Annotated in this window: 10 protein-coding genes; 4 read left to right on the top strand and 6 right to left on the bottom strand. The window is 62.5% G+C overall.

The window, feature by feature from the left end; genetic code table 11:
* Positions 1 to 413: 413 nt before the first annotated feature.
* Positions 414 to 1,241 carry a DUF2493 domain-containing protein gene (locus tag B7Y43_RS19255; protein ID WP_374133299.1) on the bottom strand — a complete coding sequence of 276 codons (828 nt, stop codon included), beginning with the start codon at positions 1,239 to 1,241 and terminating at the stop codon, positions 414 to 416.
* A gap of 784 nt (positions 1,242 to 2,025) precedes the next feature.
* Between B7Y43_RS19255 and B7Y43_RS19250 the strand changes: the two genes are divergently transcribed.
* The 4 genes from B7Y43_RS19250 to B7Y43_RS19235 all read left to right on the top strand — a co-directional run bounded on the left by B7Y43_RS19250 (position 2,026) and on the right by B7Y43_RS19235 (position 5,816).
* Complete coding sequence (locus B7Y43_RS19250) at positions 2,026 to 2,436, top strand: hypothetical protein (RefSeq protein ID WP_374133298.1); 411 nt, start codon at positions 2,026 to 2,028, stop codon at positions 2,434 to 2,436.
* Between the two features lie 253 nt (positions 2,437 to 2,689).
* Complete coding sequence (locus B7Y43_RS19245; protein WP_374133297.1) at positions 2,690 to 4,255, top strand: NAD(P)/FAD-dependent oxidoreductase; 1,566 nt, start codon at positions 2,690 to 2,692, stop codon at positions 4,253 to 4,255.
* A complete protein-coding gene (locus B7Y43_RS19240; RefSeq protein ID WP_374133296.1) occupies positions 4,252 to 5,163 on the top strand; it encodes an SDR family oxidoreductase in 912 nt (303 codons plus the stop codon). Before B7Y43_RS19245 ends, B7Y43_RS19240 begins: the two co-directional genes overlap by 4 nt.
* Before the next feature lie 77 nt (positions 5,164 to 5,240).
* Positions 5,241 to 5,816: a Crp/Fnr family transcriptional regulator gene (locus tag B7Y43_RS19235; protein WP_374133295.1), complete on the top strand. Its 576-nt coding sequence runs from the start codon at positions 5,241 to 5,243 to the stop codon at positions 5,814 to 5,816.
* 78 nt (positions 5,817 to 5,894) lie between these two features.
* Here the strand turns inward: B7Y43_RS19235 and istB are convergent, their stop codons facing one another.
* The 5 genes from istB to B7Y43_RS19210 form a co-directional block, all read right to left on the bottom strand.
* Entirely contained in the window at positions 5,895 to 6,731 is an 837-nt protein-coding gene (istB, locus tag B7Y43_RS19230; protein ID WP_374133294.1) for an IS21-like element helper ATPase IstB, read from the bottom strand.
* Complete coding sequence (gene istA, locus B7Y43_RS19225) at positions 6,728 to 8,200, bottom strand: IS21 family transposase (protein ID WP_374133293.1); 1,473 nt, start codon at positions 8,198 to 8,200, stop codon at positions 6,728 to 6,730. The genes istB and istA overlap by 4 nt, the downstream gene beginning before the upstream one ends.
* A gap of 918 nt (positions 8,201 to 9,118) precedes the next feature.
* Positions 9,119 to 9,307, bottom strand: a complete 189-nt coding sequence (locus B7Y43_RS19220; protein WP_374133292.1) for a hypothetical protein — start codon at positions 9,305 to 9,307, stop codon at positions 9,119 to 9,121.
* A 194-nt stretch (positions 9,308 to 9,501) separates the two neighbouring features.
* The gene (locus B7Y43_RS19215; RefSeq protein WP_374133291.1) at positions 9,502 to 10,824 is read right to left on the bottom strand and encodes a hypothetical protein; all 1,323 of its coding nucleotides are present in this window, start codon (positions 10,822 to 10,824) and stop codon (positions 9,502 to 9,504) included.
* 136 nt (positions 10,825 to 10,960) lie between these two features.
* Positions 10,961 to 11,296, bottom strand: a complete 336-nt coding sequence (locus B7Y43_RS19210) for a single-stranded DNA-binding protein (protein ID WP_374133290.1) — start codon at positions 11,294 to 11,296, stop codon at positions 10,961 to 10,963.
* Positions 11,297 to 11,480 lie beyond the last annotated feature (184 nt).

Below are 11,480 nucleotides of genomic sequence, written 5' to 3'. Positions count from 1 at the left end.
CTCTTGCGGGCGTATCTGAGCCGGTTCCGAATGGAGCCTTGTCTCGATATCCTTGACGCGGAATGTGACGAGCATCTTTGCCTCCTGTCGCTGCTCGTCTCCTCCATCCCCCTCTCCTTTCTCACTTCCTGAGCTTGTGGCTGAATGCCCACAAGGGGTCTGGTCCAGCCTGAGGATTGCCGGTCAGCCAATTGTCCGGAGGCAGCCGCTGGCGCGGCAGCGATGCCCGCAAGATGCGAAGCATTGAGCACGGGCAAGGCTCGCCGGGCCAAGGTAAAAGTGCGGCTAATACATTCAGGGATCGCGATGCTCGCGGCAGCGGGCGAAGGGGGTTCGATGCCCCCAGAGCCCGCCCCTTGCACAAAAGAAGAACGGAAGGCCCCGGCATTAAGCCGGAGCCTTCCGAAGAGCGCTCAACCGAAGGTGCGCGAGCGCGTTTGCGCCTGATCGCTGATGCGGGTGTTGACCCCGTTCTGCTGCGCCCATGCACCCGCCATGGCGTCGACGCCCTTGCGCATGCCGGTCGTGCCCAGGACCATGTTCGGGATGCGGGACTTGATGTCGTCGAGGATTGCCCAGATCATCGCGAAATCGTGCCAATCCTTTTGGCCACCTGACACGATCACCAGCGGGCCATCGGGCTGGAATTGCGCCCTGCGATCCTTGGCGCGTGCTGCGAGGAAATCGCGTGCCTGCACCTGGCTTGCGGTCACCCCGTTCTTGCTGACTTGCGATCCCCGTGCGGCCGTGAAGGGGCGACCGGTTTCGACGCGGTAAACGTCCGCTGCATGATCGCGCATCGCCTCGAGCGCTTCCCGGCACCCTTGCAGTGTCTGGCAGAGCTGTTGTGTTTCCTCGAGCTCGACAGCGTAGATTTCCGAAGGGTCGAAGTGGCGTGCCATTTCGCCCAGCTTCTTTGCAGCATCGTCTTCGCGTCCTTCAGCGAGGCGTGCGGTCATGTGAAAGGAGTTGACCATGCCCCAGGCGAGTTGCTGCGCGAATTCTTCCATGCGCGTGTCCTTGAGGACATCGAAGATCGTTCCGATTGCCATCTCCACGGCGCGGCGCGCCATGTCGGGATCCGGCATCTCGGCGGCGATTGGAGCCTCGATGATGTTGAGCTTTGCCAGATCGCTGTGTTCAAGAAACGCCCCGTCGTAGGATTCCGTGATCCCTTCACGTGCATCGGCGAGATTGATCCGTGCCTGAGCCAGATCTGCGAACGAGTTGAAAACAGTCATAAAAGCCTCCGATTTTTGAAATCGTCCCCACATTGGGAACAGCCAAAAACCCATCGGGCCGGACGAACCGTGTCAGGGACGGCGAGCTCGTCTCGCCGCCGCCATGGCGGGCGTGGGGGAACCGATTTTCTGCGGGGTGGCTGGCGCGCAGCGACACAGCCTCGCCGCTGAAAATTGGGGGGACCGCGATCCTTGACTAAGGGGCGACCGCCGATAGGTTTCGGCAGGTGTTCCTGTGTGTGTGGAAGAGACGTTCCCGCCCCCGAGCAAGAGAGACGAAGGCAGGCCCGGTCAGGCGCATCAGCGCCACACCGGGCCGCCCCTTCGGCCCTGCGAAGGGGTTACAGCGGGAACACCACCAATCTTGAAAGGCCGTTTGGCGGGGCTGGTCGGCAGGCGACGGACTGTCAGGGACGATGCCGCGAAGCCGGTGTCGCCGCCGTGCGGGTGGTGAAGGCAAGCGCAGCGACAGCCTGAGCCGATCCTTGACCGGACGGAGGATGCCGAATGACCCGCCTGCGCGCCACGGCGCACATTACGGTCTGAAAGCTCCGACGGCGAACGCCTTCCTGACAAGGATAAGGCGCGTTCGCGGGTAAGGGGCGCTGCCCTGCCCGGACGGGCGGCGGCGCCGGTTTGCGGCAGAGCAGCTCCCGCGTTCAGCGAATGAGCCCATTGTCGGACCCCGCATTGGCGCTATGTTCGAGTGATGGCCGTCTGGCAGTTCGTCATCAACCTGATCCCCGCCTCTGCGGCGGGTATCGCAGGGGTCGACGCTGCACGGATGAGCCGCACGCAGCTCGAAGAGGTTGTTCTGGCGCTGCCAATCGCAGAGGCGAATGCGCTATTTGCGAAGCTCGACATGTTGCTGCCCGAGAAACCGCGATCCTACACCGGTCTCCGGGTGTGGGGCGACGAACCTGCTGACGACATCCAGGTGAGCTTCGATGAGCAATTCATCGAAGAAATCCAGGTCCGCTTCGATGTGGCAGATCTCTCTCTGCCATTGATCGGCGGGGTCTGCGACCTCGCGCGGCATTTCGACTGCGTCTTTGCGACGCCGGAGGGTGCGATCATTCAGCCGAGCAGGGAAGCTGTGATCAGGACGGTTCTGCAATCAGACGCAGCGCATTTCGTGCAAGACCCGCAGGGGTTTATCGAAAAGGCGGTCCGTCTGGACCGGGAGGACCGATAGGGTCCGCACCCCGTGAGGAGCAGTGCCGATACTTGAATCGGGCGGGAAGCTTCGCTTACTTTGCCCCCGAAAGCGGAAATTCGCAAAGCGACCCCCAAGCGGCAATAAAATTCGCTTCTGATTTGCTCCCCGACTGGGGAGGATCGCTCGCAATCCGATAGAATGCCCAAAGGCGACAGTCTTGCCTGCTGGACTGGTTTAGCACCGCCGCCAAACCGGGGACAGGCCGTGCCCCAAAGGAGTGGAGAGGCAGATGGTGTCGGATCGGCAGAATATCGCAGCAGGCACGCAGCAACCCGAAAAGTTCGATGTCATCATCGTCGGTGCGGGCATTTCCGGGATCGGCAGCGCGACTCTGCTGCGCAAGCATTGCCCGGATCTGAGCTTTGCCATTTTCGAAGCGCTTGAGGGCCATGGCGGCACCTGGCTGATCCACAAATATCCCGGCACCCGGTCCGATAGCGACCTGTTCACCTTCGGCTACGGCTTCAAACCGTGGACCGGGCAGCCGATCGCCTCGCGCGACCAGATTCTCGACTATCTCGGTGATGCGATCGCCGATGCGGGCCTTGGTCCCTTTATCCGATATGGCCACAGCGTAACTTCTGCCGACTGGTCCAGCGAAACAGCCAGCTGGCGGCTCACGGTTGAACGCAAGGGCGCCGACGATGTGGTGCAGATGGAGGCGAGCTTCCTGTGGATGTGCCAGGGCTATTACCGCCATGCGCAGGGCTACATTCCTGAATGGCCGGGCGTGGACAGGTTCAAAGGGCAAATCATCCACCCACAGCACTGGCCAGAGGATGTCGATCTGGCGGGCAAGAACGTGACCGTGATCGGTTCGGGCGCCACCGCCGCAACCCTGATCCCGGCGCTCGCCGACCAGTGTGCGCATGTCACGATGCTACAACGCACGCCGACCTATTTTGCCGCCGGTCGCAATGCTGACGCACTGGCCGAGGAATTGCGCAGGCTGGATGTGGACCCTGCCTGGGTTCACGAGATCATGCGGCGCAAGGTGGTGCGCGACAGGGCCGATCTGCTCGACCGCGCGCAATCATCGCCTGACAAGCTCAAGGCGATGCTGATCGGCGGGGTTCAGGCGCTGCTCCCGGAAGGGTTCGATGTCGACCGGCATTTCACGCCGCCTTATCGCCCTTTGCAGCAGCGCGTGGCGTTTGTGCCGGACGGCGATCTGTTCAAGGCCATTGCGGAGGGCAAGGCGTCGGTCGTCACAGATACGATCAGCACCTTCGATGAGACAGGGATTGTGCTCTCGTCGGGCGAACGCATCGATGCCGATGTGGTGATCACTGCAACCGGCTTCGAGATGGCAGTGATGGGCGAAATCCCGTTCAGCATTGACGGCGCGCCGGTCAACTTCGCGCAGGCCGTGACCTATCGCGGGATCATGTTCACCGGCATTCCCAACATGGCCTGGGTCTATGGCTATGGCCATTACAGCTGGACCTTGCGCGCCGATCTAGTCGCCGGCTTCGTGTGCCGCCTGCTCGATCACATGCACAAAAGCGGCGCCAACAGTGTGATGCCGGTGCTCAGGCCCGAGGATCAGGGCATGGAACTGAAGCCGTGGGTCGATACCGATTACCTCAACCCCGGCTATCTGCTGCGGAGCCTCGACCGGCTGCCCCGGCGCGGCGACACGCCGGAATGGCAGCACAGCCAGGACTATTTCTACGAGAGCGAGGCGATACCCGCGATCGATCTGACCGATCCGGTGTTCGCCTACAGCTATCGGCCGATGCAGCGCGAAGCTGCCGGCATGGGACACAATGAAACGATGAGGAAGGCAGGATGATGAACATGAAAGGCGGCGTGGCCGTGGTTACCGGCGGGGCTTCGGGCCTTGGCAAGGCAATGGCCGAGGAGGCTGTGCGGCGCGGCATGAAGGTGGTGATCGCCGACGTCGAAGCTGGAGCGATGGAGAAGGCCGTTGCCGACCTGCGCACAGATGGGGCCGAGGCGATCGGCGTGCTGACCGATGTGACCAGCGCAGCGTCGGTCGAGGCACTGGCGGTTGCGACCGAACAGAACTTCGGCCCGGCCAACCTGCTCTTCAACAATGCCGGTGTCGCATCGGGCGGACCGATCTGGGAAAGCACCGAGAAGGACTGGAAGTGGCTGTTCGGCGTGAATGTCGATGGCGTTGCCAACGGGGTGCGCAGCTTCACCCCGCGCATGCTGGCCGCCGCCGCCGCCGATCCGCGCTATGAGGGGCGTATCGTCAACACCGCTTCCATGGCTGGGCTCGTGACCGCGCCGGGCATGGGCATTTACAGCGTTTCCAAGCACGCGGTGCTGGCCATGTCCGAATGCCTCTACCACGACCTCGATCTGATCGGCCGACAGGTTCGGGCGGCGGTGTTGTGCCCGTTTTATGTGAGCACCAATATCAGCCAGTGCTACCGCAATCGTCCCGCTGATCTCGTCAATGACAGTGGACCGACCCGCTCGCAGCTGGCCACGCAGGCGATCTCTGCGAAGGATCTCGCCAACGGCACGCTCACGCCCGAGGCAGTGGCTGCGATCACCTTCAAGGCGATCGAGGAAGACCGGTTCTACATCTATCCCAGCCCCGAACAGCTGCCGATCGTGAGGAGCCGCCTCGATCATCTGGGGAACGGCACCAATCCCGACATCCCTTACGACGACATTCCGATGTTCAAGGCGCGGCGAGACAGTCTGAAAGCTGCACTAGCGGGGTGAGCGGGTCGCGCTCTTGCTGTGTGCGCCGCTTGTTGTAACCACATGGCCGTTGCTCAAACGATGTGGCGGCGCGGAGGGTGTGCTTGGCCGAACCGGGAAAACTGGATGTTGAGCTCGATGCCCTACTGCGCCGCCATTCGCGGCAGCGCGTGCTCGTGCGAGGCGAGGCGCTTTACGGGCGCGGCTCGCCGCCCGATGCGCTGTTCTGCGTCGAGCGCGGGATCATTCGCCTGAGTGTTACCAGCCCTGCTGGCCGTGAAGCCGTGCTGGGTCTGGTGACGCCAGGGCACTGGTTCGGCGAGGCATCGTTGTTCACCCGCGAACCGCGCGGCAATGATGCTGTGGCCGCCGTCGAGAGCACCGTGCTGATGGTCCCCGCTGCCTCCCTGCATGCCTTGATCGACGACCGATCTGATTATTTGCGGCAGTTCCTCGCAATGATGGGCCAGCGTTACAAGGCGGTGCTCGGCCGGATGGACGACACCGTGCTGCTGCCGTTGCCTGAGCGCCTCGCACGGATCATTGTCCAGATGATCGATGCAGGTAGCAAAGCAGGCGATGCGCCAACGCTTCGCTTCTCGCAGGAGGAAGCCGCTCATATGCTTGGTGCATCACGGCAAAGCGTCAATCGTGTAGCGCGACGATCTGGATGAGAAGTTAGCGACGATCAGGATGAGAAGCGCTGATCGCGACGAGGTCGTTTTGGTGTGTTTGATTGCCGCTGGCAAGACCTATGTCTCAGGTTGATTGTCGGGGAGCGACACACCGGTATTTTTGACTGTGGCGACCTTGGCGGGGCGACCTGCCCCCTGCTGTTTTCGCTCGATAGCCGTGCGCCGCCGATAGCTTTCGACATTCATCTCGAAGATGGTGGCGTGGTGCACGAGGCGGTCGACGGCGGCCAGCGTCATCGCGGGATCGGGGAAGACCCGGTTCCATTCGCCGAACGGCTGGTTGGCGGTAATCATCAGCGAACGCCGCTCGTATCGCGCGCTGATCAGCTCGAACAGAACCGAGGTTTCAGCCTGATCCTTGGCGACATAGGCAAGGTCGTCGAGGATCAGAAGGTCGAAGCGATCAAGCCGATTGATCGCGTTCTCGAGCGCGAGCTCGCGGCGCGCGACCTGTAGTTTCTGGACGAGGTCGGAGGTCCGGACGAACAGCACCCGCCAACCCTTTTCGATCAGCGCGAGCCCGATGCCCGACGACAGATGCGATTTTCCTCCGCCGGGCGGGCCGAACAGGATCAGGTTTGCGCCATTTTCGAGCCAGCTGTCTCCGGCACAGATCGCCATCACCTGCGCCTTCGATATCATCGGAACCGCGTCGAAGTCGAACGTATCGAGCGTTTTTCCCGGCAGCAGTTTCGCCTCCGCCAGATGCCGCTCCATGCGGCGGCGACCGCGTTCGGCGATCTCATGCTCGGTGATCGCGCTGAGGAACCGCGCCGCCGGCCAGCCCTCCTTGTCGGAACGCTCGGCGAACGTCGGCCAGAGCTGTTTGATTGTCGGCAGTCGCAGCTCGTTGAGCATCAACGTGAGCTTTGTGACATCAATACCCTGGGTCATGCCATTTCCTCCGCGCGAGGAGCCAGGAGCGCTTCATAGGCGCTCAGCGGGACGAGCTCGACGATGACCTCGGGCAACGCCGCGGGGTCGGGAGCGAACCGCGCCCTAAGCATTGCCATGTCCGGCATACCCTGCGGCGTCGCTAGCAGGGTTTCCAACACAGCGGCGAGTTCGGCCTCGCAGGCCCGCTCATGCGCGAGGCTAAGAAGCTCGACCATTGTCCGGCACGCGACCCGTTCGGCGAGCCGCTCCAGCAGCCGATCGAACATGCGCCGGTAGGCCTCGCGCGGGAAGAGCTGGTGGCGATAGACAAGATTCAGCAGCGCCATCGGTTTGCGCCGAAGCGCATGGATGACATGGCGATAATCGACGACATGGCCATGTTTGCCGCTGCGCTCGGCGCGGCCGCGCGGAAGCGTAAAGAGCGGTGTGCCGCCGAGGAACAGCTCAAGCCGATCGTCGTAAAGTCGCACTCGCAGTCGATGGCCGATCAGCCGCGACGGCACGGTGTAGAACACCTTGCGCAGCGTGAACCCGCCCGAGGAGGTCACCATGACAAGCACCTCTTCATAATCGCTGGTGCGCATGCTCGGTAGCGACTGAAGCGCCGCCCGTTCGGCGTCGATCCGCTTCGCGCACCGTGTATTCTTGCGCGCGACGATCTCGTCGACGAAGCAGCGATATTCCGCAAGGTCGTTGAAGTCGGCCGATCCGCGCATCAACAGCGCGTCGCGCACCGCCGCCTTCAGATGCCCGTGCGCGCTCTCGATCGCGCCATTTTCATGCGCAACACCGCGGTTATTGCGGGTCGGCTCCATCCGGTAATGGCGACACAGCGCGTCATATCTATGCGTCAGATCCTCGCGCGCCGATGCATCCAGATTGCGGAACGCCGCCGACAGACTGTCGCTGCGATGCTCGCGCGGCGCGCCGCCCAGCGCCCACAGGGCATTCTGCAGCCCTTCCGCCAACGCGACATAACTCTCGCCGCCCAGGATCACATGGGCATGCTCGAAGCCAGAACAGGCGAGCCGGAAGTGGTACAGCCGGTGATCGAGCCCGACCCCGGCGATGTGTACGCCCAGATCGGCCATGTCGGTAAAATCCGACAGCCCCATCCGACCCGGCTCGTGCACCTGGCGGAAGATCACGTCGCGATCCGGGCCTTGCAGCGCCCGCCAGCTTCGAACCCGACGCTCCATCGTCCGCCGCACCCCATCGGGAAGCTCAGGATGACGACGCTGCATTTCTTCGAACACCGCGACAGCCCGGAGTCCCGGCGCCGCCTCCAGCAGCGGTACAACTTCGCTATCGAAGATATCCGCCAGCGGATCGGGGCGCCGGCGACCGCGCGGCTCTTTCTTCTGCGAGGGCAACTGCGCATCCCGCTCCAGCCGATACGCCGTTGCCGTGCTGAACGCCGCGCACGCCGCCGCCGAGCGCGGCGACACTGTCTGTCTCATCTTCATATATAATCTCACCTGATGATCGTTGATATGTCTCCCGGGCACCGCATCTCCCCTTCCAAAGGAGGCGCCACCTGGCAGGTCACGATCACCAAAAGCGCCATTCCAAAAGAAAAGACGCTTGCGGGGGTGTGTCTGTCGCTCCTCGGGGCTTCGCCCCTCGTCCCGACAGACACACCCCCGCCATTCTCATCTAGATTGTCGCGCTGTTCTCACCTTGATTGTCGCGCAGCAGTCAATCGGGTGCTGAAGGAGTGGGAGGCTGCCGGCATCGTCCGCTTGAGTTATCGCACTCTTACCCTAGTCGATCTCACGGCCATACTGCGGCTTTGCCGAGCGTGAGCGGCACGGCGAGGGGTGCAGATCGAGAGGGGGCAAGCCAGCCAATGAGGCTCGCAACGAAGTTAGGAAAGCCGCCATTCGCCTAACCACCCATGACCGGCCATTGGGCAAGCTCACAACATCGCCAAAAAGCCGACATGCCGAGTGAACCGGCCTCTCTCCGAGACGTCCGCACCGGAAACGGCTCCCGCAGGAGCCGCGGTCCGATAGGCCTGGTTGGTCGCGCGCCGAGGCGGCGGCTCCTGTCGCCGACCGTGCGCGTGGCAAACAGGCCGCGAGCGGCGGGACCGAGAGCCGGCGGGGCTAACGGAAACGCAAGGCCCGGGCGAAGCCCGAGCCGCTGGAAAAGCTCCGCTCCTTATGGTCGCAGCGCGTAAGCGCGGTGCGCGGCCAAATGCGTCAGCGATCGTCACCCGAAGGGCCGAGACCCATCAGGGGCTCGGTGAAGTCACGGGCGCATTGAGCCCCGCGAAGATGGGGCACAAGCGCACGAGGCGGAATAGAGTGCGGTCCCGCCGAAAGGTCGGGAGACGTCGCGCTGCCAGACTCTTCCCAGCGCTCCGGTTGACGAATGCGTTCTTATAATGTTCTACCGCGTTCATGGGAAGCAAGCGTCTCGACACCGTCGCCGATCTGGTCCGACACGGTCTCAATGCGCAGGTTGAATGCCGTAGCTGTCGCCGCGTGGTGATCATCCCGGCGTCCAGGTTGCGCGATCAGTGTTTCGCCAAGTCGATCCCGATGAAGCTTGCGCTGGTCGCGCAGCATTTAAGGTGCAGTTGTGGTCATCGGGGCGCCAATATCGATGCGACAGGGACAATGATCGACCGAGGATCGTGAAGCGGTGCCTTGGAGGGTGAAGTCGATGCTGCCGAATGAACGGCAACCTTTGGGGATGCAAAAGGCACGCCCACAGTTCGCGATATGGTTGCGGCGGGCAAGGCGGCGGGCGAGCACCCCCGTCAGGAATCGAGTGACCCGCTTATCTTCGAGCCGAATTGCTGGATCAGTGGACCAATCTCGTCCGGAACCGATCTGGCTGTCGTTACCGTCGCCTCGATCGGATAGTTGCTGCCCGCCTTATTGAGTGCGACCGCGTGGAATCGGTCTGCGACATGAATTGTGGCCGCAACCACGGCGAGACAGTCGGCGTGGGCTTCATTGGTCCGGCGGCGCTGCAACGTTGCGAGGTCACAGACCTTCAGGTCAACGGTCAGCATCCCATCGATCATATCCACTCTACGCTCAATTTTCATGAAGGACCGCAGTTTGCTGCGCTGGGTCTCGGCCGTCAGGACAATAGTTCCCTTCGGGCTGAGGTCGTCTGCGAGGCCGCATCCTCTCGCGAAGGCGGGGTCCAGCGTCTCGCTGCTCACATGAACCTTCAGCGTGCTGGATTGCCGTTCATGCATCCGCAGTAGCCACGCCAGCAGGTTGGACGTCGGTGAGGCAAAATCATGCGCCACAACCCGCCCGGAGTGCTGGAACTTCGCGAGAAATCTGGCGTCAACCGGCGCTGGGATTCCGAATTGGGGAACGTCGATCGATGCAAGGTGCGGGATTTCGTGGCTCGTTTCGATTGTCGGGTCATAATCAGGATGGGTTGTGAGGATCGGGGCGTCCCGGTCGATGCCGTTCTGAATGGTGTAGATCAGCTGACATGGCGCCGGGATCGTGCTGAGGTTCCTGCCATTGATCACGGCCCCCTTGAGGATCGGCGCTCGCCTTTGTCCGAAGACGAGATGGTCCATCGCCTTGTCACTCTCGGCCATGTAGACGGGAGGCACATAGTTCGGTGCAAATCGCCGGACAAAGGAACGGCAATCCCTGAGATATCCCTGAAAGTCGTTGATGTAGGCAGGACCTCGGGAGGCTTCGATCTCGAGGTCGATGTCGCCAACGAGAGGATCGCCGCGCATGACGCTGCCATAAAGGTAGACCCTGTTGATGCTGATCAGGCGATCGGGGTCGGCATTGATCGCCTCAAATCGCTCGAGCAACTGGTCGAGGACGGCGCGCGCCTTGGTCAACTCGGTTTTCACAACGCTGCGTGAATGGGCAACCGCCCTGCCTGTCGGGGTCAGATCGGATCGCTCATCGTCGAGCAAACCAAGCAAGCCTGCGATTTCGAGGGCATGCGATCCGTGGATAAGGGTCGGAAAGACCGAACGAAGCCCGACAAAGGAGCCGGGGTCACTCGTTCTGGAAAGGGATTTCAACCCTTCCTTGATGTTCGTGACAGGCACTCCCCCGATGGCGAACTTCCGGGGGAAGGTAATCGACATGTGGCGGTTCCTCCAGGTTTCCGTCTTATTATGGCGTTTGTCGCCGTCGGTCAGGATGGATTTTTGGTTGATGAGGCCGGCGATCTTCGCCTGTCGAGCCAAGCAAGGGGCGGCACCGCGGTGCCGCCCCTGCTGATCACAGGAACTCGACGTTCTCGGCGATGATCTCGCAGCCGTAGCGGTCATTGCCGTCGGCGTCCTGCCAGCGCGAGTAGTGGATGCGGCCAGTCACGGCGAGCTGGTCACCCTTGCCCTTGTGCTGGCGCAGCGGGAGCCCGAGGCCGTTGAAGACGGTGATCTTGTGGAATTCGGCATCCTTCACCGGGTAGCCGGTTTCGGGGTCCTTCTGGACCTTGCCGTCGCGGATGACGGGACGTTCGGTCACGAGGATGAGTTCGGTGATGCGGGTGTCGCTGCGATCGCGGGCGACGGGATCCTTGGCGAGACGGCCGACGAGGTTGACGATGTTCATTGCAAGAGCCTCCTTGGTGCCGACGGCTCGTCCGCCGGTGCCCTTATCGAGCCTCGGCGCGAGAGCTGGGACACCGCGCGCCTCCGCGCGCGGGAAACCTCGGAAATCGAGGTGGTGCGGGCAGCCCGGCTTGCCGGGCAACACGGCTCGCATTTCTGCAGGTTGGCCCTAAGCTCGACCAGAG

This window comes from Sphingomonas sp. 28-62-20, assembly GCF_002281505.1.
Note: the sequence above shows the minus strand (reverse complement) of the source record. Positions and strands in the feature narration are given on the sequence as shown.